We start from the raw sequence: 26,756 nt of genomic DNA, 5'->3' as shown, positions 1-26,756 counted from the left end.
CATTGCATCGGGTGTTCGACCTGGTCCGCGCGTTGTGGTGACCCGTACGGGGGTGGGCCGGTGGGCCGGGGTGGCGCTGAGTACACCGCGCGATACGGGTTCTGCGCCCCGTGTGGTCGCGGTGCCGTCTCCGTAGCGTAGTGGACGAGGCACAGGACGTGTCGGACGGAGGGCGATGACGATGTTCCGCACAGCACGCCGCACCCACGAGACGGGCCCTGCCCCGGAGGCTCTGCGGCTGGTCAAGGTCACCAGGACGTACGGGGAGGCGGAGAGCGCCGTGACCGCCCTGGACGGGGTGACGCTCGGTCTGGCGCGGGGTACGTTCACCGCGGTCATGGGCCCGTCGGGGTCGGGGAAGTCCACGTTGCTGCAGTGCGCGGCCGGTCTCGACCGGCCCGACAGCGGCATCGTGATGGTCGACGGCACGGAGATGACGGGGGGCGGCGAGGCGGAACGGACACGGTTCCGGCGCGACCGGATCGGCTTCGTGTTCCAGCAGTACAACCTGCTGCCGACGCTGACGGTCGCGCAGAACACCGTGCTGCCGCTCCGGCTGGCCGGGCGTCCGGTGGACCGCGCGCACGCCCGGCGGGTCCTCACGTCGCTCGGCCTCGGCGACCGGCTCGGGCATCTGCCCGAGCAGCTCTCGGGAGGGCAGCGGCAGCGGGCGGCGATCGCCCGGGCGCTGGTCACCGAGCCGCGGGTGATCTTCGCGGACGAGCCGACCGGCGCCCTGGACACCCGCAGCGCCCGGGAGGTGCTGGCGCTGCTGCGTCGGGCGGTGACCGAACACGGCAGCACGGTGGTGATGGTGACGCACGATCCGCTCGCGGCGTCCCACGCGGACGCGGTCGTGTTCCTGGCGGACGGACGGCTCGCGGGTGAGCTGCGCGCGCCGACGGTGGACGCCGTCGCCGAGCGTCTGGCGCACCTCGGCGACGACGCACCGCTGGGGGCGTGAGTCATGGTCACCCTCTCCTTGGCCCTGCGGTCCGTGCGCAAGCGTCCCGGCCGCTTCGCCGCGACCCTGTTGTCGGCGTTCCTGGGCGCCGTGGTCGTCATGACGTTCAACTCGCTGCACGACACGGCCGGGCAGCCCGGCGTGGATGCGGTGAGCGCCGAGTCACTGTCCACGGCGGCGGGCGTGGTGGGCGGATACGGCACCCTGCTGGTGTTCTTCGCGGTCGCCTCGACGCTCACGGTGAACGTGCGGCAACGCGCCGCCGAGACCGAGCTGCTGCGCCGCTCGGGCGCCACGCCGGGGCAGATCCGGCGGATGGTGGTCGGTGAGGCGATGGCGGTCGCGCTGGTGGGGACGCTGCTGGCGATCGGGCCGGCGATGCTCGGCGGGCGGGCCCTGCTGACAGTGTTCGAGGACAGCGGCCAGGTGCGGCGGTCCGTGGACTACGTCTTCGGACCCGTCGCCCTCGTGGCGGGCGTCGGCGTCACCCTGCTCGCGTCGGCGGGCGCCGCGTTCCTCGCCGTGCGGCGCGCGACCCACGGGCACCGGCCGCCCGGCCGGTCGCGGAAGGTCCTCGCGTACGCGGCGACGGCCGCCGGTGCCGCCGCCGTGTGCTCGACGTTCGCCTTCTCGGCGGACGACGCGGCGCTGATGGCACCGCCGGCCTACGGAGCGATCCTGCTGTCGGTGGGCTGCGCGCTGCTCTCGCCGCGGCTCCTGACAGCCCTGCTCGACCGGCTGCCCCTGTCGGGTCCGAGCGGCTATCTCGCGGTACGCAATCTGCGGCGGCGCGCGGACGAGCTGTCCGGGGTCCTGATGCCGCTGATCCTGTTCACCTGCATGGCGACGGCGACGCTGTACATGCAGGCCGTCGAGAACGACGCGATCGACGCCTCGGGGCTGGTGAAGTCCGTCGACTCGAAGAACCTGGAGACCCTGAACCTGGTCGTCGTCGGCATCATCGTGGTGTTCTCCTGCGTCATGCTCGTGAACTCCCTGTACGCGGCGACCACGTACCGGACCAGGGAGTTCGGCGGTCAGCGGCTGGCCGGCGCGACCCCGGGCCAGGTGCTCGGCACGGTCGGCACGGAGGGCGTGATCCTCACGGTGACGGGCGTCCTCCTCGGCACCGTGGCGGCGCTCGCCGGGATCGTCCCGTTCACACTGGTCCGCACGGACGCCGCGTGGCCGGGCCGGGGTCCGGGCATCTGGCTCGCTGTCGTGGCGGTCGCGACGGCGGTGACGCTGGGGACCGGCCTGCTGACGGCACGGGCGGCGCTGCGCACTCCGGCGGTCGAGGCGGTGGCGCCGGGCGAGTGAGCGTCGTGGCACGGGATCCCGACGAGGAGGGGCGGCCGGCGAGCGGCTGCCCCTCTCGCATGTCCCGGGCGTGGGCCTTGCGAATCCTCGGACGTGAGGGCGGGGCGCTCCGGTCAGCGCACCCGGCCGCGCGGCTTCAGGGGCACCGGGGGCAGGTCCGGGGCGTGCAGCGGCGCGCCGTCGTAGCCCTTCACCTCACCGAAGCGTGAGCCCTTCGCCCAGTCCTGGCGGGCCTGTTCGATCTCGGCCTGGGTGCGCCCGATGAAGTTCCACCACATGATCAGCTCCTCCTCGAACGGTTCACCGCCCAGGAGCATGAGGCCCGCGTCCGTCGCGGCGCGCAGCGGGAGTTCGGTCCGGCCGCAGCCGAGGTACAGCATGGAGCCGGGGAGCATCGGCACCCCGTCGACATGGGCCTCGCCCGACATGGCGAGGACGGCGTACTCGAAGTCGGGCTCCAGGGGCAGGCGCAGGTCCGCGCCGCTCGCGAGGGCCAGGTCGGCTCCGACGATCGGGGTGTACGTCGTGCCGGGCGAGGTGGTGCCGTCGACCGTGCCCAGCAGGAGCGTGGCGCGCAGGCCGGGCGCGGTGACGACGGGCAGTTCGCCGTGGTGCTCGAAGTGCGGGTCGGTGTGCCGGTGGCTGTCCGGCAGCGCGACCCAGAGCTGCGCGCCGTGCAGCAGGCGGGCGTGCGGCCGGGGACTCTCCTCGGAGTGGCTGATCGCGCGGCCGGAGGTCATCAGGCCCAGTTCGCGCGGGCGGATCGTCTGGAGGCTGCCCGTGGAGTCGCGGTGCAGCACCTCGCCCTCGTGCAGCCAGCTCACGGTCTGCAGGCCCATGTGCGGGTGCGGCGGGACCTGCATGCCGGGTTCGTCGGCGATGTCGTCGGGCCCGTAGTGGTCGACGAAGCACCAGGCGCCGACCATGCGCCGGCCCAGGTTGGGGAGCAGGCGGCGGACTTCGGTGGACTCGCCGAGCTTGACCCGGCGAGGGCTGAGGAGTTCGCGCACCGGCTCGGCCACCACGAACCCGCGGCCACCGCAGAGAGCGGGAACCGCCTCCTGATCAAGATTGCTCATGACCCACAACCTAGACCCGTCGGGGACCCCACGTCAGGTCGTCGAACCGCCCATCCAGGGGCACTTGGCTCAGAACAGGCACGACGGGTCAGGACCCCCGCCCCGGTCCGTACGCCATGGGACGGACCCGGCCTGTCCCCGCCGTCCTTCCCCACCCCACTCCCTGCGGGTGGGCCAGGCGACCACCGCCCGTGATTCCCGGTGCCGGCCGAGCCCGAGAATATAGTAGCCATGTACATAGTAGCCATGTACTGTTTCGTCCATGAGTTCAGCGAAGTCGGTTTCCGAGAACGCGACGCCCGGTTTTCTCGTCTGGCGCCTGTCCATGAAATGGCGGGTCGCGGTCGACCGGGCGGTGGGCCCCCTGGGCCTGACGCACGCGCAGTACTCGCTGGTCGCGTCGCTGTACGGCATGCACCGGGACGGTGTGCGCCCCAGCCAGCGCCGGCTCGCCGACCACACCGGACTCGAACCGCTCTACGTCTCGAAGCTGGCCCGGTCCCTGGAGGCCGCCGGCATCGTCGACCGCACCCGCGACCCGGCGGACCCCCGCGCGGTGCAGTTGTCCCTCACCGAGGAGGGACGCGAGATCACCCGCCGCGCCATCACCGTGGTCCAGGGCCTGCTGGAACAGCTCCTCGCCCCCCTGGGCGGCCTCTCGGGGGACCGCACGCGGGCGTTCAGCCGTGAGCTGGCCACCCTGCTCGACGTCCCGCTCGATCCGCACGCCGGAGCCGAAGCGGTTCCGGACGCGACCTCTTCCAAGGAGCAGCCATGAGCACCTCCGTTCCGTCCACGCCCGCCGTCCTCCCCGTCAACGGCCAGGTCATCGGCCTGGCCCACTACGCGAGCCGTGCCGCCCTGGAGCGGGTACTGGCGCACAGCGGCACCAGCTTCAACCAGTCCGTGGCCCTTCGGGCCGTCTCCGACAACGGCGGGACCGTCGAGCGCGCGTGGCTGGTGGGCCGGCTGACCGGCGCGCTGAAGATCGAGGAGTCGGTGGCCCGCGCGACCGTCGAGGAGATGACGGCGGGCGAGCTCCTGGCGGAGCCGAGCGCCGAGCGGGTGTCGCTCACCGACGCCGGGCGCGAGCTCTTCGACTCGATCCGCACCGCGGGCAACGCGATCGCGGCCCGGCTGTACGCGGGCATCCCGGCCGAGGACCTCGCGGCGGCCGGGCGGGTCCTGACCCTGGTCACCGAGCGGGCCGACGCGGAGCTCGCCGAGGCGTGAGGGACCACCGACCACCACCAGGTCGTGGAATATTCAACCACTCCGTGCGGTTGTGGAGCGTCGAAGGAGGTCAGCAGTGGACATGACGTACTACGACCACGGAACGGCCGCGGAGCGCTGGGAGCGGGCGCAGCTGTTCTTCGACGCCAAGGACTACGCCGCGGCGGCGCGGGTGCTGGACGGGCTGGTCGAGGAGACCCCGGAGCAGGTGGGGCCCCGGCTGCTGCTGGCCCGTTCGTACTACCACTCGGCCCAACTGGGGCGCGCCGAGACCGAGTTGCGTGCGCTGGTGGAGATCGACCCGGTCGAGCACTACGCCCGGCTCATGCTGGGGCGCACGCTGGAGCGTCAGGGGCGGCACGCGGAGGCGGCGTCGCATCTGCGGATCGCGTCGGCGCTCGCGGGCGACTTCCAGCAGGTCTGATCGTTCCGCCGCGGAATCCGCCGGGTGCCCGTCCCGTCGCGGAGCCTCGGCGGGAGGGCCGGTCACTTCGGTGACCGGCCCTCCGCTGTCTGCGGCCGCGCGCGTCCCGAAAGGGCCGCGCTCACCTCGAAAGCGCCGGGTGTCCCGAGAAGTTGCGGGACTCGCCCGGCGCCGCCTCGATCGGAGCGAGCCGGCTTGGCATCCTGGCGCGATGGCATCCGAACGTGACTCCAGCGCCTCCCGCACCCTCAGCGACCTGGTCGAGGAACTCCTCGAACACGAAGGTCCGTTGCCGATCTTCGGAGCCGGTGACCCCGTACTGCGGATGGCGTCCGAGCCGTTCGACGGGCAGCTGGACCCAGGTCTGCTGGCCCGGTTCGTGGCCGCCCTGCGCGCCACCATGCACGCGGCACCGGGCGTCGGCCTCGCGGCACCGCAGGTGGGGGTGCCGCTGCGGCTCGCCGTCATCGAGGACCCGGCGCCGGTCCCCGAGGAGATCCGCCTCGCCCGCGGACGGGTCCCACAGCCGTTCCGGGTGCTGGTGAACCCTTCGTACGAGGGCGTCGGCGAGGCCCGGGCCGCGTTCTTCGAGGGCTGCCTGAGCGTTCCCGGCTACCAGGCGGTGGTCGCCCGTCCCGCGGAGGTGCGGCTGACCGCGTGGGACGAACAGGGGCTGCCGATCGACGAGGTGTTCCGCGGCTGGCCGGCCCGCATCCTCCAGCACGAGACGGACCACCTGGACGGGACGCTCTACCTCGACCGCGCGGAACCGCGCAGCCTGTCCTCGAACTGGGCAGCCGCAGAACTCTGGGCCCAGCCGACCCCGGAACGGGCCGCTCGGGAACTGGGTTTCACACTCCCGGGATAGAGCGGGCGGACTGGGGTGCCAGCCCGGCGGAGACCCGCGGGGGCGAGGGCCGGTGCCGGCCGCCGGGACCTGCTCCGGCGGGGAGCTTCCGCTCGGGCCGGGTGCGGTCGGGACTGCGCGCGAGCGGAGCGGCGGCCCTCCGATCCGCGGTGCTGCTTCCGGTCCTCCGTGAGCGACAGGGGCCCGCCGCCGGTTCCCCGGCCCTCGTGATCCGAAGTCTCAACCCCCTGGCTGCCGCGGCCCCGGCGACCGCGGTACGACGGCACGAGCGCCCCTGGGGCGGAGGTCTCGCCCCCTAATTCGGAGGCGCTCCGAACAGAGCTCCGGCTACCCTGACCGCATGTCCACGCCCCGCATCTCTTAGCTACAGGACCCGCTTCCACGCCACCCGTGTGTCCTCGTGCTGATTGATCTCTGGAGCGTTCCCCCATGATCACCGTTCGCGGTGTCGACGTGCGCGTCGGCGCCCGTCTGCTGCTGTCCGACCTGTCCTTCCACGTCTCCCCCGGCGACCGCATCGGCCTGGTCGGCCGAAACGGCGCGGGCAAGACCACCCTGCTGAACACCCTCGCCGGGCAGGCGAGGCCCGCCGCCGGAACCGTCTCCCGTACCGGCGCGGTCGGCTATCTTCCCCAGGACCCGCGCGCCGCGGATCCCTCGGTCACGGTCACCGACCGGATCCTGTCGGCGCGGGGACTCGACCGTGCCGTACACGCGCTGCGGTCGGCCGAGACCGCCATGGCCGACGGGTCCGAGCGCGCGATGAACACCTACGTGCGCGCCGAGGCCGAGTTCCAGGCGCGCGGCGGCTACGCGGCCGAGGCCGAGGCGGCCCGGGTCGCCGCGGGCCTCGGCCTGCCGGCCGGGGTGACGGGCCGGCCGATCGGCACTCTGTCCGGCGGGCAGCGGCGCCGCGTCGAACTGGCCCGCATCCTCTTCGCCGACGACGGGATCCTGCTCCTCGACGAGCCGACGAACCATCTGGACGCCGACTCGGTCGCCTGGCTGCGCGGGTTCCTGAGCGGCCATCAGGGCGGACTCGTCCTCATCAGTCACGACACCTCGCTGCTGGCCGACGTGGTCAACCGCGTCTTCCACCTGGACCCGCGCCGCGCCACGCTCGACGCGCACAACACCGGATGGGCGGCGTACCTCGCGCAGCGGGAGGCCGACGAGCGCCGCCGCACCCGGGAGCGGGCGAACGCCGAGCGCAAGGCCGCGTCCCTGCACGCGCAGGCCGACAGGATGCGTGCCCGCGTCTCGACAGCCGTGGCGGCGAAGAACATGGCCCGCCGCGCCGACCGTCTGCTCTCCGGGCTCGAACCGGTCCGCAGGACGGAGAAGGTCGCCCGGATCCGGCTGCCCGAGCCCGCGCCCTGCGGACGGATGCCGCTCGGCGCCGTGGCGCTGACGAGGTCGTACGGCGAACTGCGCGTCCTCGGCGGGGTCGACCTGGCTGTGGACCGGGGCAGCCGGCTGGTGGTCCTCGGCCCGAACGGTTCGGGCAAGACCACGCTGTTGCGTCTGCTCGCCGGGCACGACCGCCCGGACAGCGGGCGGGTGGTGTGCGGGCCGGGGCTGCGCCTCGGCTACTTCGCGCAGGAGCACGACACACTCGACCCGGCGAGTACGGTCCGCGCCCACCTGGCGGCGGCCGCCCCGCAGCTGACCGATGGCGAGGTGCGCCGGGCGCTCGGATCGTTCCTGTTCACGGGCGACGACGCCGACAAGCCCGTCGCGGTCCTCTCCGGCGGCGAGAAGACCCGCCTCGCGCTGGCCGGCCTCGTCCACTCCGGAGCGAACGTGCTGCTGCTCGACGAGCCCACCAACAACCTCGACCCGGCCTCCCGTGCGGAGGTCCTGGCCGCGGTGGGCACGTACCCCGGCGCCCTCGTGATGGTCACCCACGACGAGGGCGCCCTCGACGCGCTGCGCCCGGACCGGGTGCTGCTGCTCCCGGACGCGGACGAGGACCTGTGGAGCGAGGAGTACCGGGAGTTGGTCGCCCTCGCCTGATGTGGGGGCCGTCGGGACAGCCGCGGGCCGGGCGGCGCAGCGTGTGCCGCCCGGCCTGTCGGTTCGTGGCCGGCGCCGGGGCGTCCCCCGGCCGGCCGGCTCACGCGTCCCGGTAGGCCTCCAGCAGGCGCAGCCACACCTCGCTGACCGTCGGGTAGGACGGGACGGCGTGCCAGAGGCGGCTGATGGGGACCTCGCCGACGACGGCGACGGTCGCGGAGTGGATCAGTTCGCCGACGCCGGGGCCGACCAGGGTGAGGCCGAGGACGACCTCGCGGTTGATGTCGACGATCATGCGGGCCTTGCCGCGGTAGCCGTCGGCGTAGAGGCCCGCGCCGGCGACCGAGGACATGTCGACGTCGACGGCCCGGACGCGGTGGCCCGCCTGTTCCGCCTCCGCGAGGGAGAGCCCGACGGCCGCCGCCTCCGGGTCGGTGAAGACGACCTGCGGGACGCCGGCGTGGTCGGCGGTCGCGGCGTGCGCGCCCCACGGGTCGGTCTCCAGCAGCGGCACCCCGGCGGCGCGGGCGGCGATGGCGGCGCCCGCGATCCGGGCCTGGTACTTGCCCTGGTGGGTGAGCAGGGCGCGGTGGTTGACGTCCCCGACGGCGTACAGCCACTCGCTGCCGACGACGCGGAGGCTGTCGTCGACCTCCAGCCAGTCGCCGTCCTCCAGGCCCACGGTGCCGAGGCCCAGGTCGTCGGTGCGGGGCGCCCGGCCGGTGGCGAAGAGGATCTCGTCGGCCTCGATGCGGTCGCCGGTGTCCGTGAGTGCGACCACCGTCGAACCCTCGCGGGACACGGCGGTCACGGAGACGCCGGTGCGCACGTCCGCCCCGGCCTCGGTCAGCGCCTCGGCGACCAGTTCACCGGCGAAGGGCTCCATGCGGGGCAGCAGGCCCTTGCCGCGGACGAGCAGGGTGACCTGGGAGCCGAGGGCCTGCCAGGCCGTCGCCATCTCCGCGGCGACCACGCCACCGCCGACCACGATCAGCCGTCCGGGCACGGCGTGCGCGCTCGTCGCCTCCCGGCTCGTCCACGGCTTGACCTGGTCGAGTCCGGGCAGGTCGGGCAGGAGGGCGCGGGTGCCGGTGCACACGGCGACCGCGTGCCGGGCCGTGAGCGTCGTCCGGGTGCCGTCGGGGCCGTCGACCGTCACCGTGCGGGATCCGGCCAGGCGGCCGTGGCCGCGGTACAGGACGGCTCCGATGCCGTCCAGCCAGCCGATCTGACCGTCGTCCTTCCAGTCCGAGGTGAACCAGTCGCGGTGGGCGAGCACCGCGGCCGCGTCGAGAGGACCTTGTACGGCCTGGGCGAGGCCGGGTACGCGGCGGGCGTCGGCGCGGGCGATGGCAGGGCGCAGCAGGGCCTTGCTGGGCATGCACGCCCAGTACGAGCACTCGCCGCCGACCAGTTCGCTCTCCACGACCGCGGTGGAGAGGCCGGCCGCGCGAGCGCGGTCGGCCACGTTCTCCCCCACGGGCCCGGCACCGAGCACCACGACGTCGTAGGCGATGGATTCCGTTTCCGTCATGGGGCCAGTCTGGTTGCTGGTGTGCGTCGTGGCCACACGGGTACGGGCGCGGAATACGCCCCCGGTGGGTGGCGTTGTGCAAACCGGCATGAGCCGGACGTCAGGAAGAGGGAATATCGCATGAGCAGCACCGTGGAGCTCACCAAGGAGAACTTCGACCAGACGGTCACGGACAACGAGTTCGTCCTGATCGACTTCTGGGCGTCCTGGTGCGGGCCGTGCCGTCAGTTCGCGCCGGTCTACGAGAAGGCCGCCGACGCGAACCCGGACCTGGTCTTCGCCAAGGTCGACACCGAGGCGCAGCCGGAGCTCGCGGCCGCCTTCGACATCCAGTCCATCCCGACCCTGATGATCGTGCGCGACCAGGTCGCGATCTTCGCGCAGCCCGGGGCGCTCCCCGCGGAGGCCCTGGAGGACGTGATCGGGCAGGCCCGGAAGCTCGACATGGACGAGGTCCGCAAGTCGGTCGCGGCCCAGCAGGCCGCGGCGGCCGAGGGTCAGCAGGCCCAGGGCGGCGAGTGACCTGAAGCGGGCACGGCGTCACCCGGTGGCCCGCCGCGCGGGCGGCGGCCCCGGGTGACGAGTCGTGTCCGCGGAGAGTTCCGGCGACGAGCCGTGTCCCGCGTGGCGTCCGGACGCTCCCGGTGAGCACGGGGCGCCCGGCAGCGGCCCGGGAACCGGCTGCGTCTAGAACGGATACCCGGCCACGTCGCCCCGCACGGTCGTCCAGCGGATGTCCGTGAACGCGTCCAGGTTGGCGTCGCCGCCGAAACGGGCGCCGGTTCCGGAGGCGGCGGTCCCGCCGAAGGGCGCGACGGCCTCGTCGTTGACGGTCTGGTCGTTGATGTGGACGATCCCGGTCGGGATGCGGTCGGCGAGTTCGAGCCCGCGCGCGGTGTCGCGGGTGACGATGCCCAGCGAGAGACCGTACGGTCCCGCGGAGGCGAGGGCCGCGGCCTCGTCGAGGGTGTCGAAGGAGCGGACCGGCGCGACCGGTCCGAAGACCTCCTCCGCGTACGCCGGGGTCGTGTCGTCGACCCCCGCCAGCACGGTCGGCCGGTAGAAGAGCCGGTCGTGCTCCCCGCCCGCCGCCAGCTTCGCGCCGCGTGCCGTGCTGGCCTCCACCAGGCCCCGGATCTTGGCGAGTTGGGTGTCGTCGATGATGGGCCCGAGGTGCACCTGCTCGCGGTAGGGGTCGCCGACGGCCAGGGAGTCGGCCTTCGCCGCGAGCCGTTCGACGTACTCCTCGTACAGCGAGGCGTGGACGAGGTGGCGGCCGGTCGTCATGCAGATCTGGCCCTGATGGAAGAACGAGCCCCAGGCGGCCGTGGAGATGACGGCGTCGAGGTCGGCGTCCGCGAGGACGACCAGGGCGGAGTTGCCGCCCAGTTCGAGGTGGGCGCGCTTGAGATGCCGGCCCGCCGCCTCGCCGACCGCGCGCCCGGCTCCGGTCGAGCCGGTGAAGGAGATGACCGGGACGAGCGGGTCGGCGACCAGCGCCTGACCGACCTCGGCGCCGCCGGGCAGGACGTGCAGCAGTCCGTCGGGAAGCCCGGCCTCGGCGAAGACGGCGGCGAGCGCGAGGCCGCCGCACACCGCGGTCCGTGGATCCGGCTTGAGGACCACGCCGTTGCCGAGCGCGAGCGCCGGGGCGACCGAGCGGATCGAGAGGATCAACGGCGCGTTGAAGGGCGCGATCACGCCCACCACTCCGACCGGAACACGGCGGGTGTACGACAGCCGCGGGGCCTCCGAGGGCAGCACCTGGCCCGTCGGGCGGGAGGCGAGGGCGGCCGCCTCGTAGCACTCCTGGGCGGCGACGTGCAGTTCGAAGTCCGCCTTGCCGGGGATGGAGCCGGACTCGCGCACGATCCAGTCGCGCAGTTCGTCGGCGTGCGCGGCGAAGAGGTCCCCCGCCTTGCGCAGCACGGCGGCCCGCGCGAAGTGCGGGGCCCCGGCCCAGTCGTTCCGGGCCGCGTGGGCGGCCCGGGCCGCCGTGGCGACGTCGTCGGCCGCGGCGAGCGTGACGGCGCCGAGACGCTCGCCGGTGGCGGGCTCGGTGACGGTGTGCTCACCGCCCGAGAGCGGGCGGGTCTGCCAGGTCGTGGGGTCGAGCAGCGGCATGTCGGCTCTCCGATCGTTCCCTGATCGCACGGGATGCTGCGGGCGGTTCGGCGGTGATACGGCTCGTGGGGTCCGCCGGGCGTCCGGTCCCGGCCCGCCGGGTCGGCGTCCGGGCACGGGGCGCGGCGCGGGGACTTCGGACGCGGCTCATAAGGCGAGCGGAAGTCCCGTGTAGTGCGCGGCCAGTTCGGCGGCCGCGGTGCGGGACGCCGTGATCCGGCGCAGCCGCGCGAGCTGCATCCGGGCTTCGAAGGCGTCGCTATCCGGTTGAGCGTGCAACATCTTAGTCATGTCGTACGAGAAACGGGTGGCCTGCCACACCCGGGTGAGGGCCACCCCGGAGTACCGGTCGAGCAGCCGGGAGGACCCCGAGCGGTGCAGCTCGGCGAAGCCCTGCGCGAGGACCCGTACGTCGGACACCGCGAGGTTGAGCCCCTTGGCGCCGGTCGGCGGCACGATGTGGGCGGCGTCCCCGGCGAGGAACAGCCGTCCGTGGCGCATCGGTTCACGGACCAGACTGCGCATCGGCGTGACCGACTTGGCGGTGACGGGTCCGCGCTCCAGGCGCCAGTCCCCGTCGACGGCGAAACGCGCGGCCAGTTCGTCCCAGACCCGCTCGTCGGGCCAGTCGGCGGGGTCGGTGCCGTTCGGGACCTGGAGGTAGAGGCGCGACACGGACGGGGAGCGCATGCTGTGCAGGGCGAAACCGCCTTCGCCCCGGGCGTAGATCAACTCCTCGCAGGACGGCGGCACGTCGGCGAGGATCCCCAGCCAGGAGTACGGGTAGTCGTGCGCGTAACTGCGGCTCGTACCGGCCGGAAGCGCGGCGCTCGCGATGCCGTGGGAACCGTCGCAGCCCACCACGTAGTCGCAGCTCAGGGTCTGCTCGCGCCCCTCGTGCAGGAATCGCACGACCGGCTCGTCGCTCGCCGCCCCGTCGACGGCGAGCGCCTGCGCCTCGAACAACAGGGGTGGTCCGCCGTCGAGTTGGAGGGCGACGAGATCCTTCACGATCTCCGTCTGGGCGTAGATGGTCACGGTGCGGCCCCCGGTGAGGCCGGGGAAGTCGATGTGGTGGCGCTCCCCGTCGAAGCGCAGCTCGATGCCGCGGTGCACCAGACCTTCGGCGTTCAGCCGGTCACCCGCTCCGCAGGCGCGCAGTGCGTCGACGGTGCCCTGCTCCAGCATGCCGGCCCGCTGACGCTCCTCCACGTAGGCCCGTGTCCTGCTCTCCAGGACGACACAGTCGATCCCCGTCCGGTGCAGCAGGCGGGCCAGCAGGAGCCCGGCCGGGCCGCCGCCGATGATGCCGACCGAGGTCCGCATGACGCCTCCGCTGTCCGGTGCCGCCGGGGCGGGGCCCGGCGGGTTTCGAGGGGACCGGTCCCGGCGCGGGGCCGGGCGAACAGGCCCAGCCTCTCTCAGCTCGACGCGCGGTGCACGACCCGTGCGCCCAGCACCTCGTGCGTCTCGGGCTCACCGCCGGGTTCACGGACGGCCCGGTCGACCAGTTCGGCGAGGTCACGGCCGGACGGCAGCTCGATGTGGACGGTGCTCAGCCGGGGCCGGAGCAGCCGGCCGAGCATGAGGTCGTCGGCGCCGACGACGGCGGTCTCGTCCGGGATCGTGATGCCCTCGTCCTGGAGGGCGCGCATCAGGAGCATCGCGTACTCGTCGTTGTAGGCGAAGACGGCGTCGAGGCCGAGCGAGCGCCAGCGGGCCGCGAGCCCGGCGGCGGCCTCCTCCTCGTAGGGCAGGGGCAGCTCGGTCACCGTCGCGTCGGTGCCGCGCAGTGCCCGGCGGACGCCGTCGAGGCGCGGCGTGGAGAAGATCTCCAGGCCGGCCTCGCCGGGTATCACCACGCCGACGCGGCGCCGACCGCGGGCCAGCAGGTGCTCCCCCGCCGCGTGTCCGACCCGGTCGTGGTCCATGAGGAGCGCGTGGGCGCCCTCGACGCGCTCGGGGCCCAGCGTGACGACGGCCCGCGCCCCGGCCCGCTTGAGGACGGCCACGCCCTGCGGGCCGAGCCCGCTGCCGGGGACCAGCACGGCGACGGGCCGCAGCTCGGCCCAGGCGCGGGCGGCCTCGTCGCCGCGCAGGCCGACGCTGCCGTACTGCACGACGGTGTAGTCGAGCCGGCCGAGCGCCCACTGGAGCTCGCTGAAGAACTGGTTGTAGAGGGGGCCCACGGGGACGGCCGGAGCGGGCATCAGGACCATGCGGCTGTGTCCGGCGCGCAGGCTGCGGGCGGCCGCGTGCGGGACGTATCCGAGCTCCTCGGCGGCCTCGCGGACCCGGCGGCGGGTGGGTTCGCTGATGCGGACGGCGCTGGTGTTGTTCAGGACGTACGAGACGGTCGCGCGCGAGACTCCCGCGAGGCGCGCCACGTCGGCGCTCGTCGGCACGGGTCGCTGCGCGGGCGTCGGCTGGGCGGGCTGCTTCGGTATGTGCACCATGACGTACGGCATCCTTCCAGAAGCCCGGTACGCCGCCTCGGGCCGGGGCGTCCCGGCACCGCCCGAAACGCGGAACTCCCGCTTCCGCAAGGGGGGTTGCCCGCCGCGTACCGCTCCGCCCACCCAGAGGTTACCGTTCGGTAGACAACGTCCTCCGGAGGTGTCCGCATGGCTCCCGACCGCACCCCAGGCCTGACGGAGAGCGCGCGCGCCCTCGCCGCCGGCGAGGTGACCTCGCGTGAGCTGGTCGAGCGGGCGCTCGACCGCGTCGAGGCGAGCCGTTCCACGCTCAACGCGTTCCGGCTGGTGCGCGCCGAGGCGGCGCTCGCCGAGGCCGACGCGGCGGACCGGGAGCGGGCGGCGGGCGGGCGGCGCCCGCTGCTCGGCGTGCCGGTGGCGGTCAAGGACGACATGGACGTGGCGGGCGAGCCGACCGCGTTCGGCTGCCCCGGCGCCCACCCCCGGGCGGCCGAGGACGGCGAGGCGGTACGGCGGCTCCGCGCGGCGGGGGCGGTCGTGATCGGCAAGACGAACACCTGCGAGTTGGGGCAGTGGCCCTTCACCGAGGGCCCGGCCTTCGGCGCGACCCGCAATCCCTGGCACACCGGCCATACGCCCGGGGGTTCGTCGGGAGGCTCCGCGGCCGCGGTCGCCGCGGGTCTGGTCCCGGCGGCGCTCGGTTCGGACGGCGCGGGCTCCGTCCGCATCCCGGCCGCCTGGACCCACCTGGTCGGCATCAAACCGCAGCGCGGCCGGATCTCGACCTGGCCGCGCCCGGAGTCCTTCCAGGGCATCACCGTCAACGGCACGCTCGCCCGCACCGTCGCGGACGCGGCCCTGCTGCTGGACGCGGCGAGCGGCAGCCACCACGGCGATCTGCACCGCCCGGCGGCTCTGCGCGTCCACGACGCGGTGGGCCGCGACCCGGGCCGGCTGCGCATCGCGCTGTCGCTGAAGCCGCCGTTCACGGCCGTGCCCGCGCGGCTCGATCCCGCCGTACGGGCGAAGGTCCTGGCGCTCGCGGAGCGGCTGGCCCGCCTCGGGCACACGGTCGAGGAGGCCGAGCCGCGCTACGGACGGATCGGGCTCACGTTCGTCCCGCGCGCCACGGCGGGCATCGCCGAGCACGTGCGCGAGGCGCCGTTCCCCGAACTCCTCGACCGGCGCACCCGCGACGCCGCGCGGCTCGGCCGGCTGCTGGGCGGGGCGCCGCTGCGGGCGGCCCGGCGTGCCGAGGCGCTGCTGCACCGGCGCGTCGGCGCGCTGTTCGAGGGGTACGACGTCCTGCTCGCGCCCACGACCGCCGCTCCCCCGCCGCGCATCGGGGCCATGCTCGGCCTGAGCGGTTTCGGCACCGACCGGGCGATGATCGCCGCCTGCCCCTACGCCTGGCCGTGGAACGTCCTCGGCTGGCCGGGGGTGAACGTGCCCGCGGGTTTCGTCGGCGACGGGCTCCCGGTCGGCGCGCAACTGCTCGGCCCGGCGGACAGCGAGCCACTGCTCGTGTCGCTGGCGGCGCAGTTGGAGGACGACCTGCGCTGGCACGACCACTGGCCCCCGCACCGGGCCGTCGCCGACTCCCCGGCGGCATGAGGGAGTTGCGGCCTTACCCTGGCGTCATGAACGACGCACCGATGGTCGGTTTGATGGGACGGGTGACCGGCACGGTCGGACCCGGGCTCGTCGGTGAGGTGATCGTCCGGGTGCGCGGCGGCGCCGAGCACTTCCTCGCCTACCCGGCCGTCGCGAAGGACCGTATCGAGCGGGGCACGGTGGTGATGGTCGTGGAGTACCTGCCGCCCCGCACCGTGTACGTGTCGCCCGCCTACGACGTGTGACACGGTCGGCCTTCTGGCGCCGCCCATACGACAGTTGAGCCCGCCCCGTCCCAGGTGAGAGGCCGGGGCGTCAAGAACGCGACAAGGATTCGCCGGCGTCTGTACCCCGGCGTCGGCGAGGAGCACACTCCGTTCGTTCGGTGCCGAAAGGGCACCATTCAAAGGGGGCGTATGCCGATGGTTGTCGGCGTCGTGGCGGGGGCGGTTGTCCTCGCAGTGATCTTCATCGTCGTGGTCTTCAAGCTCATGTGGCGGGTCGCGGAGCCCAACGAAGCACTCATCATCTCCGGTTCGAAGCATCGGACCGAAGGCCTCGAGGAGGGCATGGGTTTCCGCATCGTGACGGGACGCGGCACGCTGGTGATGCCCGGCGTGCAGGCGGTGCGGAAGATCTCGCTCGACCTCAACGAGACCGAGCTGCACGTGGACTGCGTGACCACCCAGGGCATTCCGCTCAAGGTGCGGGGCGTGGTCATCTTCAAGGTGGGCGACGACTTCGTGTCGATCGCCAACGCGGGCCGCCGCTTCCTCGACCAGCAGAAGATGATGGCCGAGCGGGTGCACAACGTGTTCGCCGGTCATCTGCGGTCCATCGTCGGCGGGTTGACCGTCGAGGACATGATCCGCGACCGGGAGAAGCTGACCGGCCAGACCCGGGCCGCGTGCGGGACGGAGATGGAGAAACTCGGTCTGATCGTCGACTCGCTGCAGATCCACGAGATCGAGGACCCGACCGGGTACATCAAGAACCTCGCGATGCCGCACGCCGCCGCCGTCCAGCGGGACGCGCGCATCGCGCAGGCCGAGGCGAACCGTCTCGCCACCGAGGCCGAGCAGAAGGCCGCGGCCCGGATGTCGGAGGCGACCCGGGACAGCGAGATCCTCCAGGCGGGCTACCAGGCCGAGCGCGACAAGGCGGCGGCGAAGGCCCGGCAGGCCGGACCGCTCGCGGACGCCGCGGCCCGGCAGGACGTCGTCGTGCAGGAGACCCGGATCGCGGAACTCGACGCCCTCCGCCGCGAACAGCAGCTCCAGGCGGACGTCCGCAAGCCGGCGGACGCCCAGGCGTACGAGACGCGGGCCCGGGCCGAGGCCGAGCGTGACGCGCGTATCTCGGCCGCACAGGCCAAGGCCCAGGAGACCGAACTGGCCGCCGCGGCCGAGGCGAACCGGGTCAAGACGGCCGCCAACGCGGAGGCCGAGGCCACGAAGGCCCGGGGTGCGGCCGCCGCGCTGGCGACCAAGGCCACCGGTGAGGCGGAGGCGGCGGCTTCCCAGGCCAAGGGGCTCGCCGCCGCCGAGGCCACCCGCGCCCAGGGGCTCGCGGAGGCGGCGGCCATCCAGGCCCGGGCCGCCGCGCTCGCCGAGAACCAGGAGGCGGTGGTCGCCCAGCAACTCGCCGAGAATTGGCCGGAGATCGTCCAGGCGGGTGCGAGCGCGTTCGGCAACGTGGACCACATGGTGCTGCTCAACGGGGCCGACGGCATGTCGGAGCTGTTCGCGAAGGCGCTCACCATGGGCGGTACGGGCCTCGGCCTGGCCCGCCAGTTGCTCGCCTCGACGAGTCCGGAGGGCGCACCGGCAAAGACCGGGACGGCGGGCCTCAACGGCTTCGCGCCGCCGCTCACCGAGAAGGTCCCCGTGGAGAAGGACGAGGGGTGACGCGGACGCGCTGAGCCGCGCGGGACGCGAGGGTCACTCGGGTGAGGCGCGGGCGTACGGGAGTTGAGCGACGACTCCGGTGCGCCCGCGCGGTACCGTCCGGTGCGTCACCGGGGCGCGGTGGTGACGGACCCGCCCGCCGAACTCCCCCGGCCACGCTCTACCGTGGCCCGCGTGACTGCCTCTACCGATGATGACGTCCCCGGCCGCTACGGTCCCACCGCGACCACCGAGGCCGAACCCCGCGACGTCGGCCCCGTGAAGACCGAGTACTCCCCCGCCCACGACGGCGACCCCGACCCGGGCGAGATCGTCTGGACGTGGGTGCCCTTCGAGGAGAACGACGGCCGGGGCAAGGACCGCCCGGTACTGGTCGTGGCCCGCGAACCCGCGGGCACCCTGCTGGCGGTGCAGCTCTCCAGCAAGCGGCACGACGGCGAGCGCGAGTGGGTGGCGATCGGGAGCGGTCCGTGGGACCGGACCGGACGGGACTCCTGGATCGCCGTCGACCGGGTTCTCCGGCTGCACGAGGACGGGATGCGCCGCGAGGCGTGCGCGCTGGACCGGATGCGGTTCAACTCCGTCGTGCACCGGCTGCGCGAGCGGTACGGCTGGCGCTGAACCGCGGGGTGACGGGTGATGGGTGACCGCCGGACGGCCCCGTCACGCACCCCGGAGTTCGTAAGCGAACGCCTGCTCGAAAGCGCGGTGGGTCGTGCGGTCCTGCGTGCGGTCCAGGATGCCGAACACCACGTGGTCGAAGTACCCCTCGAAGCGGCCCTGGACCAGCAGCTCGCGAAAGGCGCCCGCCACCTGGGCCGGGTCGTTCCGGAAGACCCCGCAGCCCCAGGCGCCGAGCACCAGACGGCGGTATCCGTGGGCGGCGGCGGTCTCGAGGACGCGTTCGGCGCGGACGACGAGCGCGCGGGGCAGCTCGCCGGCGCGCTCCGGGGAGGTCCGCAGCACGACGCCCGCGTTCGGAGCCGCCGCGGTCAGGAACCCCGCCGGAAACGGCTCGTCGAGGAGCCGGCCCCGATCGTCGCGGAAGACGGGTACGCCGGGTGAGTGGATGACACGGTCCGTGTAGAACGGGTCGCGGTGGGCGCGGTGATGGTCGTAGAACCCGCGGGCCCGCAGCAGGCAGCCGTACAGCGCGGAGGCGCGGCACAGCGCTTCCTCCTGGGCCTGGGCGCCGTTCAGATAGCCGCCGCCAGGATTGCGCGCCGAGGAGAAGTTCAGCACCGCGACCGGGTCGCCGCCCCGGGCCGTCAGCCGACGGGCCGCCTCCAGGCTGCTCTCGCCGGTGACCTCGAACGACGTGCTGCCGGGGGTCACCGCGGGCGTCTCCACCGGCTCGGGCCCGTGCAGCTGCGTGCCGGACCTGGCCGCCTCGACGGCGGCGGCGAGGGTCACCCGGACGCCGGAGGGGCCGCGGTAGCCGCCGGCCGCCACGATCTCCTCCGTCTCCCGGGCGATCGCACGCAGGCGCGCGCTCATGGCGTGACCCCCGTACGCGCCACGAGCGCGGCCCGTGTGTACTCCCCCGTCGTGCCCATGAACGCATCGTGAGCGATGCTGGTCCTGCGGCGCAACAGAGTTTCGACGCCCCGCAAACGGTGTACTCCGGTCTCGGAAGCGACAAATTTGTACCCTTGTGCGAACCGCCGAGAGGGTCTTGGGTGGACGGGTGAATGCCGGTCCGGCCCACCAGACCCCGGGCCGGCGGCATGGTGGAATCTCAGGAGGATCCCCACATGTCCGATTCGGTGAGTGACTGTACGGAGCCACGCCGCTCCACTGTCACCGAGGCCGAGGTGGAGGCGTTGGTCCATGGCATCTGCTTCAAGACCGGTCCGCCCCGCCTCCTCGGTGTGGAAGTCGAATGGCTCGTCCACGAGCTGCGCGCGCCGTGGCTCCCCGTACCGCCTGAACGTCTCGAAGCGGCGTATGCCGCTCTGCGGGCCGTACCGCTGAGTTCGGCGCTGACCGTCGAACCCGGTGGGCAGCTGGAGCTGAGTTCCGCTCCCGCCGCCTCCCTGATGGAGTGCGTACGGTCCGTGTCGGCCGACCTGGACGCCGTCCGCGCGACACTGCGCGAGACGGGCCTCGGCCTCAGTGGCTACGGCCAGGACCCCTGGAACCCCCCGAGCCGCTATCTCCATGAGCCCCGGTACGACGCCATGGAGAGTTACCTCGACCGCGCGGGGCCCGAGGGCCGCGCCATGATGTGCACGTCGGCGTCCGTGCAGGTGTGCGTGGACGCCGGGTACGAGGAGCCGGGCCCGCTCGGGCACGGGCGGCGCTGGTGGCTCGCCCACCAGCTCGGTCCGGTCCTGGTGGCCGCGTTCGCCCACTCCCCGATGGCCCGGGGACGGCGCACCGGCTGGCGCTCCACGCGGCAGTCGCTGTGGACCGCGATGGATCCCGGGCGCACCGACGCGCCGCCCCTGGACGGCGATCCCCGGGCCGCCTGGGCCCGGCACGTGCTGGACGCACCGGTGATGTGCGTCCGGGCGCCCGAGGGCCCCTGGGACGTTCCGGAGGGCATGACCTTCCGTGACTGGACCCGGTCCGGCAGTCCGCCGGCCCGGGAGGACCTCGACTACCACATGACGACGCTGTTCCCGCCGGTGCGGCCGCGCGGTCATCTCGAACTCCGCATGATCGACGCGCAGCCGGGTGAGGACGGCTGGATCGTGCCCCTCGCGGTGACGGCGGCCCTCTTCGACGATCCGAACGCGGCCGAGATCGCCTACCGGACCGTGAAGCCGCTCGCGGAGCGGGCGGGCACGGACCGGGCGCCCCGCAACCCGCTGTGGCGGGACGCGGCCCGGCTCGGCCTCGCCGATCCGGAACTGCGCGAGGCCGCGGCCATCTGTTTCGCCGCCGCGTACGAGGCGCTGCCCCGGCTCGGGGCCTCCACGGAGGTCCTGGACGCGGTGGCGGAGTTCGCCGACCGCTATGTGGCGCGAGGCCGCTGCCCCGCCGACGACCTGCTCGGCGCGGACCGGGCCCAGCACGAGGGCCGGTCCGACAACCGGTCCGGCACCCGTTCCGACGGCCGGTCCGAGGCCCGGTCCGACGGCCGCTCGTCCGGCCGGTTCGATGGGAAGGACATCAGCTCATGACCGCCCCCGCCCCCGATTCGCTGACGGATCCGGAGTCGCTCAGGGAGCGCGCCCTGGACGCGCTCGTCACCGCCCGGGACCGCACCGCCCTCCTCACCTCGTGCGTGGAGGACCCCGACCTGACCGCGCAGCACTCGCCGTTGATGTCTCCGCTGGTGTGGGACCTCGCGCACATCGGCAACCAGGAGGAGCTGTGGCTGCTGCGGGCGGTCGCGGGACGTGAGGCGCTGCGGCCCGAGATCGACGGGCTCTACGACGCGTTCGAGCACGCGCGCTCCGAGCGGCCCAAACTGCCGCTGCTGCCGCCCGCCGAGGCCCGCACGTACGCGGCGGAGGTGCGCGGCCGGGCGCTCGACGTCCTGGAGAGTTCCGCGTTCCGGGGCAGTCGGCTCACCGAGGCCGGATTCGCCTTCGGCATGGTCGCGCAGCACGAACAGCAGCACGACGAGACCATGCTGATCACCCATCAGCTCCGCAGGGGCCCCGCGGCCCTGACCGCTCCCGACCCCGCTCCGGTCGCGCCGTTCACCGGCCCGGCCGAAGTCCTGGTGCCCGGCGGCCCGTTCGTGATGGGCACCTCCACCGAACCCTGGGCGCTCGACAACGAGCGTCCCGCGCACCGGCGTACGGTCCCGTCGTTCCACATCGACACGACACCGGTCACGAACGGCGCCTACCAGGCGTTCATCGCGGACGGCGGCTACGGCGACCCGCGCTGGTGGACCCCGGAGGGCTGGGACCACATCCGGACGCACGACATCGGGGCGCCGCTGTTCTGGCGGCGCGAGGGCGGCCAGTGGCTGCGGCGGCGCTTCGGCGTCACCGAGGTCGTGCCGCCCGACGAGCCCGTTCTGCATGTGTGCTGGTACGAGGCCGACGCGTACGCCCGCTGGGCGGGCCGGCGGCTGCCCACCGAGGCGGAGTGGGAGAAGGCCGCCCGGCACGACCCGGTGTCCGACCGTTCCACCCGCTACCCGTGGGGCGACTGCGACCCCACCCCGGAACACGCCAACCTGGGTCAGCGTCATCTGCGCCCGGCACCGGTGGGCAGCTATCCGGCGGGGGCCTCACCGCTCGGTGTACGGCAGTTGATCGGTGACGTGTGGGAGTGGACGTCGAGCGACCTGGAACCGTATCCGGGGTTCGTCGCCTTCCCGTACCGGGAGTACTCGGAGGTCTTCTTCGGGCCCGACCACAAGGTGCTGCGCGGTGGTTCGTTCGCGGTGGACCAGGTGGCCTGCCGGGGCACGTTCCGCAACTGGGACTATCCGATCAGGCGGCAGATCTTCGCCGGGTTCCGCACGGCCCGCGACGGATCCTCCTGATGTGCCGTCATCTGGCGTTCCTCGGCGACGGGGAACAGCTCGGGGCGCTCCTCGTCCAGCCGGAGCACAGCCTGTTCCGGCAGTCCTGGGCGCCCCGCCGTCAGCGGCACGGGACGGTCAACGCCGATGGTTTCGGCGTGGGTTGGTACGCCGAGGGCGATCCGGTGCCCGCCCGGTACCGGCGCACCGGGCCCGTCTGGGGCGACGCGTCGTTCGCCGACCTGGCCCGCGTGGTCCGGTCGCGGGCGGTGCTCGCCGCGGTGCGGGACGCGACCCTGGCCGGGTCGGACGGGGAGGCCGCCGCGGCGCCGTTCGCCGCGGACACCTGGCTGTTCAGCCACAACGGCGCCGTCCTCGGGTGGCCCGGCTCCCTCGCCCCGCTCGTGTCGGGCCTGTCCGCGGCCGAGCTGCTGTCGCTGGAGGCCCGCTGCGACTCCGCGTTCGTGTGGGCGCTGGTGCTGCACCGGCTGCGCTCCGGGGACACGGAGGGGCAGGCGCTGGCCGACACGGTCGTGGAGGTCGCGGAGGCGGCCCCGGGATCACGGCTCAACCTGCTGCTCACCGACGGCACGACCATCGCCGCGACCGCCTGGGGCGACACCCTCTGGTACCTCGCCGAGCCGGACCGTCGCGTCGTCGTGGCCTCCGAGCCGCACGACGACGACCCGCGATGGCGGGAGGTCCCCGACCGCACCCTCCTCACGGCGAGCCGCACCGAGGTGCTGCTCACCCCGCTCAAGGACATGAGCGACGACATGGCATCCGCACAGCGCAAGGAGCCCCGTACGTGAGCCCGTTCCTGCTGACCCGCACCCTTCCCGAGGACGCCACCGAGGCGGCCCTGCGTGCCGACGTCCTGCACGGCCTCGGGCACACGCCGAAGACGCTGCCGCCGAAGTGGTTCTACGACGCGCACGGCAGCGAGCTCTTCGAGAAGATCACCGAACTGCCGGAGTACTACCCGACGCGCGCCGAGCGGGAGATCCTGCTCGCGCGGGCGGGGGCGATCGCCGCGGCGAGCGGTGCGCGCACCCTCGTCGAGCTGGGTTCCGGCTCGTCGGAGAAGACGCGCCATCTGCTCGACGCCCTGCCGGACCTGCACACCTACGTCCCCGTGGACGTGAGCGAGAGCGCGCTCACGCAGGCCGGGCACGCGTTGATCGCGGAGCGTCCCGAGCTGAACGTCCACGCTCTGATCGCCGACTTCACCGGCGGTCTCGCGCTCCCGGACACACCGGGACCGCGGCTGGTGGCGTTCCTGGGAGGCACCATCGGCAATCTGCTGCCGGCCGAGCGCGCCTCGTTCCTGTCGTCCGTACGGTCCCTGCTGTCGCCCGGGGACACCCTGTTGCTCGGCACGGACCTGGTGAAGGACCCGTCGGTGCTCGTCGCGGCCTACGACGACGCGGCCGGGGTGACGGCGGCGTTCAACAAGAACGTGCTGAGCGTCGTCGACCGTGAACTCGGCGCGGACTTCGACCTCGACGCGTTCGAGCACGTCGCCCTCTGGGACGCCGGGCACGAGTGGATCGAGATGCGGCTGCGGTCCCGGGTCGCGCAGACCGTGAAGATCCCCGCCCTCGGTCTGGCGGTCGACTTCGCGGAGGGCGAGGAGGTACGGACCGAGATCTCGGCCAAGTTCCGCGCGGAGGGCGTCCGTGCGGAACTCGCGGAGGCGAGTCTCGATCTGACGCACTGGTGGACGGACACGGAGGGCCGCTTCGCGCTGTCGCTGAGCTCGGCGGTGTAGCCCTCCGGACGGCAACGACGGCGTGCGGCCGCGCGGGTCGGCAGAGACCCGCACGGGCCGCGGGCCGGCGCGCGGGGCCTCCCGGACCGTCAGGCCGGGAGGCCCCGCCGCGTCCGCGCTCCGTCCCGGTCGCTCCCCTTCCGCGGGGCGGGCGTCAGCTCACTCGTCGTCGACGGACAGGACGCGCGTGATGCTCTCGGAGGCCTTGCGCGCCTCCGTCGCCGGGTCGGCTCCGCCGAGGATCTTCGTCATGGACTTCTTGATCGGGTTGTCCGCCTCGACGGCGGCCCACTGGGGCGAGGACGGGGTCGCCCGGCCCTGCGCGGCGCCCGCCGCCATGGCGGCCACACCCGGCTCGCCGGACACGGCGCCCGCGAGCTTCGACTTGTTGGGCACGTAGTTCATCGTCCTGGCCAGTTCCGTCTGCCACTTGGCGCCCGCGAGTGCCGCGATGACGGCGGTGGCACCGGTGCGGTCGTCGGTGTTCTCGGGCACGACGAGGTCGGAGCCACCGGTGAAGACCGCGCCGGGCTTCTCGGCGGTCTTGCCGGGAACGGGGAAGAAGCCCAACTTGCCCTTCAGGTCGGGGTTCGTGCGCTCGATGGCCTGCACGAGTCCGGGAACCGCCACGATCTGCGCGACCCGCCCCTTCGCGAACACCCCGGACTGCGGCGGGTGTTCCTCGTCGGCGTCCACCGGTCCGTCACCGAGCGCCTGGAGGCGCCGGTAGAACTCGATGCCGCGCAGCGCGGCCGGCGTCGCGAGAGTGCCCGTCCAGCTGCCGGAGCGCGACTCCCGGGCGAGGTCGCCGCCCTCGTCCCAGATGAACCCGGAGAGGGTGTACCAGTCCTGGCCCGCGAGGTAAATGCCCTGGTTCCCGGCGGTGTTGAGGTGTTCGGTGTCGGTGAGCCACTGCTCGCGGGTCTTGGGGGGCTGGTCCACGCCGGCGGCCCGGAACAGGTCCTTGCGGTAGATGACGACACGGTTGGCGGCGTACCAGGGGACGCCGAACTGGCGGGTGCCGAACCGGCCGGGCTCGGCGAGGCCGGGCAGCCAGTCGTTCATGCCCCAGTCGCGCATCGATTCCAGGGTCAGGTCACTGAGCCCGCCGCCGTCGACGTACTGCGCCACCTGGGTGTTGCCGACCTCGATGACGTCGGGCGCGTCCGCGTCGCCCTGTTTCAGGGCCGCCTGGACCTTGTCGCCGATCCCGGTCCACTCCTGGATACGGATGTCGAGCCGGATGTCACTGTGCTTGCTCTCGAAGTCCTCGGTGAAGCGCTTGAGGAACTCCTTGGAGGCGCTGTCCTTCATCAGCCACACCGTGACGGTGTGTCGTGACGTGCCGCTTCCCGGCAGGGAGCCGCACGCGGTGAGCAGGGAGGCGCTGACGCAGGCGACGGCGAGCAGGCGACGTTTCACGAGGGGTCCAGTTCTGTCTTGCGGACAGGGGGGAGGGGCCCGGCGTGGGGGGACGAGCTTGGGGTGCTCGTACGGGTGTGTGGATTTTGGTATGGACCAATGAGGTCCGTCAAGGGCCCACCGTCACCCGGGGCGGCCCGCCGTCTCGCGCAGCGTCACCGGGTGGGGCACCGTGGAATGACGCGTGGCACTCCCGCCACGGCGGAGAGGAGCACCCGCATGTCCGACCACACCTACCGGGTCACCGAGATCGTCGGGACCTCGCACGAAGGCATCGACCAGGCGATCCGCAACGGGGTCACCCGTGCCTCGCAGACCCTGCGCAACCTCGACTGGTTCGAGGTCACGCAGGTCAGGGGCCAGATCGAGAACGGGCGGGTCGAGCACTACCAGGTCGGCCTGAAGCTCGGGTTCCGGCTGGAGGACGCGGACTGACGCGTCGCCGGGGCCCGCACGGCCCACCCGGGTCAGGTGCGCCCCTCCCCCTCCTGCGCGTCCCGCAGTGCCGGTGACGCGTCGGCCCAGCGTGCCCGTACGACCCTGAAGCCGGCCCGTTCCGCGTCCTCGCAGACGAGTTCGTCGTCGTCGACGAGGACGCGGACCTCCCGGTCCCTCGCGAGTTTGCGCAGGATCTCCAGCTTGGTACGGCGGGCGGGCCTGCGGTCGTCGTTGCGCCGCATCCAGATACGCCCCTCGGGGAGGCCCTGGGCGGCCAGCCAGGCCACCGTGTCCCGGCGGCACCGCTCCGGACGGCCGGTCAGATAGACGACCTCGCACTCCCGCGCGCTGCTCAGCGCCAGCGCGACCCCCTCGGCGAGCGGTGGGTCCTGGGCCGCCGCCGCGAAGAACGCGTCCCAGTCCCGCGGGGAGCGCTCCAGGAACCGCCGGCGGTGCGCGGTGTCCGCGAGGGTGCCGTCCAGGTCGAACACGGCGAGTGGCGGTCTGCTGCTCTGCTCCTTCACACGGACCAGCCTAGGGACTGTCCCGGCACGCCACGCGCCCGGCGCGACGACCGCGCCCCCGGGACGGAGCCGGCCTCAGGAGGCGTCGGCCAGCCACGGCCGGACCTGCTTGCGCGCCTCGTGGAGGCGGGACTTGAGCGTGCCGAGCGGAATCCCGACGCGCTCGGCGACCTCCGCGTACTCCAGCTGGCAGATGTCGCGGTACACCAACGGCGCGACCAGGTGCGGATGTTCGCGCTCCAGCCGATCCAGCGCCTCCAGCAGGTCGATCCGCGAGCCGGCGATGACGCTCGTGGTCCGGGGGTCGACGTGCTGGGCCGCGTCGATCTCCTCGGGCCGTTCGGCGGCCCGGCGCTTCAGCTCGCGGTACTTCTGCCGGGCACAGTTCGAGACGACGGTGTGGAGCCAGGTGCTGAAGCGGCTGCGGCCCTCGAACGTGGTGATCTTCCGGGCCACCTGGAGGAGCACGTCCTGGGCCGCCTCCTCGGCGTCCTCACGGCAGGGCAGAAAGCGTCCGCAGCGCCGCACGACCTCGGGCCGGACCTGCTGGAGCAGCACGTCGAGGGCCGCCCGGTCACCGGCGGCCGCCCGCAGCGCGAGTTCCTCGGTCCCCGCCGCGTCCTGCACTGGATGCTCCCCTCGGAGTCGATC

At 73.4% G+C, this 26,756-nt stretch carries 26 protein-coding genes; 17 read left to right on the top strand and 9 right to left on the bottom strand.

All coding sequences use genetic code 11. From position 1 onward, the window contains the following. The first annotated feature begins 175 nt into the window (after positions 1-175). Positions 176-964: an ABC transporter ATP-binding protein gene (locus AB0C62_RS23640; protein ID WP_362976127.1), complete on the top strand. Its 789-nt coding sequence runs from the start codon at positions 176-178 to the stop codon at positions 962-964. A 3-nt stretch (positions 965-967) separates the two neighbouring features. Beyond that, positions 968-2,284, top strand: a complete 1,317-nt coding sequence (locus AB0C62_RS23635) for an ABC transporter permease (RefSeq protein WP_362976125.1) — start codon at positions 968-970, stop codon at positions 2,282-2,284. Positions 2,285-2,397: 113 nt separating this feature from the next. Here AB0C62_RS23635 and AB0C62_RS23630 read toward each other — a convergent pair whose 3' ends face one another. Beyond that, positions 2,398-3,363 (bottom strand): pirin family protein, encoded by a 966-nt coding sequence (locus AB0C62_RS23630; protein WP_164371207.1) that lies wholly within the window; start codon positions 3,361-3,363, stop codon positions 2,398-2,400. 262 nt (positions 3,364-3,625) lie between these two features. Here AB0C62_RS23630 and AB0C62_RS23625 point away from each other — a divergent pair, with 262 nt between their 5' ends. The 5 genes from AB0C62_RS23625 to AB0C62_RS23605 all read left to right on the top strand — a co-directional run bounded on the left by AB0C62_RS23625 (position 3,626) and on the right by AB0C62_RS23605 (position 7,904). Continuing rightward, a complete protein-coding gene (locus AB0C62_RS23625; protein WP_362976123.1) occupies positions 3,626-4,141 on the top strand; it encodes a MarR family transcriptional regulator in 516 nt (171 codons plus the stop codon). Then, positions 4,138-4,596, top strand: a complete 459-nt coding sequence (locus AB0C62_RS23620) for a MarR family transcriptional regulator (protein WP_362976121.1) — start codon at positions 4,138-4,140, stop codon at positions 4,594-4,596. Before AB0C62_RS23625 ends, AB0C62_RS23620 begins: the two co-directional genes overlap by 4 nt. A gap of 76 nt (positions 4,597-4,672) precedes the next feature. Then, positions 4,673-5,020 carry a tetratricopeptide repeat protein gene (locus AB0C62_RS23615; protein ID WP_362976119.1) on the top strand — a complete coding sequence of 116 codons (348 nt, stop codon included), beginning with the start codon at positions 4,673-4,675 and terminating at the stop codon, positions 5,018-5,020. Positions 5,021-5,231: 211 nt separating this feature from the next. Further along, entirely contained in the window at positions 5,232-5,888 is a 657-nt protein-coding gene (locus tag AB0C62_RS23610) for a peptide deformylase (RefSeq protein WP_362976117.1), read from the top strand. Between the two features lie 429 nt (positions 5,889-6,317). Next, the gene (locus AB0C62_RS23605) at positions 6,318-7,904 is read left to right on the top strand and encodes an ABC-F family ATP-binding cassette domain-containing protein (RefSeq protein WP_362976115.1); all 1,587 of its coding nucleotides are present in this window, start codon (positions 6,318-6,320) and stop codon (positions 7,902-7,904) included. 100 nt (positions 7,905-8,004) lie between these two features. Here the strand turns inward: AB0C62_RS23605 and AB0C62_RS23600 are convergent, their stop codons facing one another. Then, positions 8,005-9,438, bottom strand: coding sequence for an NAD(P)/FAD-dependent oxidoreductase (locus tag AB0C62_RS23600; protein WP_362976113.1), 1,434 nt, complete (start codon positions 9,436-9,438; stop codon positions 8,005-8,007). Positions 9,439-9,558: 120 nt separating this feature from the next. Between AB0C62_RS23600 and trxA the strand changes: the two genes are divergently transcribed. Beyond that, on the top strand, positions 9,559-9,960 hold the full coding sequence (gene trxA / locus AB0C62_RS23595) for a thioredoxin (RefSeq protein WP_355864044.1): 402 nt from the start codon (positions 9,559-9,561) through the stop codon (positions 9,958-9,960). 165 nt (positions 9,961-10,125) lie between these two features. On the opposite strand, the gene AB0C62_RS23590 is transcribed toward trxA, so the two are convergent. From AB0C62_RS23590 to AB0C62_RS23580, 3 genes are all read right to left on the bottom strand, one after another. Then, positions 10,126-11,562: a benzaldehyde dehydrogenase gene (locus tag AB0C62_RS23590; RefSeq protein ID WP_362976111.1), complete on the bottom strand. Its 1,437-nt coding sequence runs from the start codon at positions 11,560-11,562 to the stop codon at positions 10,126-10,128. A gap of 147 nt (positions 11,563-11,709) precedes the next feature. Continuing rightward, on the bottom strand, positions 11,710-12,888 hold the full coding sequence (locus tag AB0C62_RS23585) for a 4-hydroxybenzoate 3-monooxygenase (protein ID WP_362976109.1): 1,179 nt from the start codon (positions 12,886-12,888) through the stop codon (positions 11,710-11,712). A 95-nt stretch (positions 12,889-12,983) separates the two neighbouring features. Beyond that, the gene (locus AB0C62_RS23580; RefSeq protein ID WP_362976107.1) at positions 12,984-14,018 is read right to left on the bottom strand and encodes a LacI family DNA-binding transcriptional regulator; all 1,035 of its coding nucleotides are present in this window, start codon (positions 14,016-14,018) and stop codon (positions 12,984-12,986) included. 168 nt (positions 14,019-14,186) lie between these two features. Here AB0C62_RS23580 and AB0C62_RS23575 point away from each other — a divergent pair, with 168 nt between their 5' ends. From AB0C62_RS23575 to AB0C62_RS23560, 4 genes are all read left to right on the top strand, one after another. Further along, positions 14,187-15,611, top strand: a complete 1,425-nt coding sequence (locus AB0C62_RS23575; RefSeq protein ID WP_362976105.1) for an amidase — start codon at positions 14,187-14,189, stop codon at positions 15,609-15,611. A 26-nt stretch (positions 15,612-15,637) separates the two neighbouring features. Then, entirely contained in the window at positions 15,638-15,856 is a 219-nt protein-coding gene (locus tag AB0C62_RS23570) for a hypothetical protein (RefSeq protein ID WP_362976103.1), read from the top strand. A 171-nt stretch (positions 15,857-16,027) separates the two neighbouring features. Further along, positions 16,028-17,518: an SPFH domain-containing protein gene (locus tag AB0C62_RS23565; RefSeq protein ID WP_362976101.1), complete on the top strand. Its 1,491-nt coding sequence runs from the start codon at positions 16,028-16,030 to the stop codon at positions 17,516-17,518. 174 nt (positions 17,519-17,692) lie between these two features. Next, positions 17,693-18,139: a type II toxin-antitoxin system PemK/MazF family toxin gene (locus AB0C62_RS23560; protein WP_362976099.1), complete on the top strand. Its 447-nt coding sequence runs from the start codon at positions 17,693-17,695 to the stop codon at positions 18,137-18,139. Positions 18,140-18,181: 42 nt separating this feature from the next. On the opposite strand, the gene AB0C62_RS23555 is transcribed toward AB0C62_RS23560, so the two are convergent. Next, positions 18,182-19,015 carry a TIGR02452 family protein gene (locus AB0C62_RS23555; protein ID WP_362976097.1) on the bottom strand — a complete coding sequence of 278 codons (834 nt, stop codon included), beginning with the start codon at positions 19,013-19,015 and terminating at the stop codon, positions 18,182-18,184. Positions 19,016-19,272: 257 nt separating this feature from the next. Between AB0C62_RS23555 and egtA the strand changes: the two genes are divergently transcribed. The 4 genes from egtA to egtD are packed head-to-tail and all read left to right on the top strand — an operon-like array spanning position 19,273 to position 23,721. Beyond that, entirely contained in the window at positions 19,273-20,646 is a 1,374-nt protein-coding gene (gene egtA, locus AB0C62_RS23550; RefSeq protein ID WP_362976095.1) for an ergothioneine biosynthesis glutamate--cysteine ligase EgtA, read from the top strand. Then, entirely contained in the window at positions 20,643-21,971 is a 1,329-nt protein-coding gene (gene egtB / locus AB0C62_RS23545) for an ergothioneine biosynthesis protein EgtB (RefSeq protein WP_362976093.1), read from the top strand. The genes egtA and egtB overlap by 4 nt, the downstream gene beginning before the upstream one ends. Continuing rightward, positions 21,971-22,762 (top strand): ergothioneine biosynthesis protein EgtC, encoded by a 792-nt coding sequence (gene egtC, locus AB0C62_RS23540; RefSeq protein WP_362976091.1) that lies wholly within the window; start codon positions 21,971-21,973, stop codon positions 22,760-22,762. The genes egtB and egtC overlap by 1 nt, the downstream gene beginning before the upstream one ends. After that, on the top strand, positions 22,759-23,721 hold the full coding sequence (egtD, locus tag AB0C62_RS23535; RefSeq protein WP_362976089.1) for an L-histidine N(alpha)-methyltransferase: 963 nt from the start codon (positions 22,759-22,761) through the stop codon (positions 23,719-23,721). The genes egtC and egtD overlap by 4 nt, the downstream gene beginning before the upstream one ends. 159 nt (positions 23,722-23,880) lie before the next feature. Here the strand turns inward: egtD and AB0C62_RS23530 are convergent, their stop codons facing one another. Continuing rightward, positions 23,881-25,143, bottom strand: coding sequence for an extracellular solute-binding protein (locus AB0C62_RS23530; protein ID WP_362976087.1), 1,263 nt, complete (start codon positions 25,141-25,143; stop codon positions 23,881-23,883). A 219-nt stretch (positions 25,144-25,362) separates the two neighbouring features. Here AB0C62_RS23530 and AB0C62_RS23525 point away from each other — a divergent pair, with 219 nt between their 5' ends. Further along, a complete protein-coding gene (locus AB0C62_RS23525; protein ID WP_081220578.1) occupies positions 25,363-25,578 on the top strand; it encodes a dodecin in 216 nt (71 codons plus the stop codon). Positions 25,579-25,610: 32 nt separating this feature from the next. Here the strand turns inward: AB0C62_RS23525 and AB0C62_RS23520 are convergent, their stop codons facing one another. Together AB0C62_RS23520 and AB0C62_RS23515 are read right to left on the bottom strand one after the other, a co-directional pair. Next, on the bottom strand, positions 25,611-26,114 hold the full coding sequence (locus AB0C62_RS23520; RefSeq protein ID WP_362976179.1) for an HAD family acid phosphatase: 504 nt from the start codon (positions 26,112-26,114) through the stop codon (positions 25,611-25,613). Positions 26,115-26,180: 66 nt separating this feature from the next. Beyond that, positions 26,181-26,732, bottom strand: coding sequence for an RNA polymerase sigma factor (locus AB0C62_RS23515; protein WP_362976085.1), 552 nt, complete (start codon positions 26,730-26,732; stop codon positions 26,181-26,183). Positions 26,733-26,756: the final 24 nt, after the last annotated feature.

The sequence above is a fragment of the Streptomyces sp. NPDC048643 genome, assembly GCF_040650615.1.
Taxonomy (GTDB): Bacteria; Actinomycetota; Actinomycetes; order Streptomycetales; family Streptomycetaceae; genus Streptomyces.
Note: the sequence above shows the minus strand (reverse complement) of the source record. Positions and strands in the feature narration are given on the sequence as shown.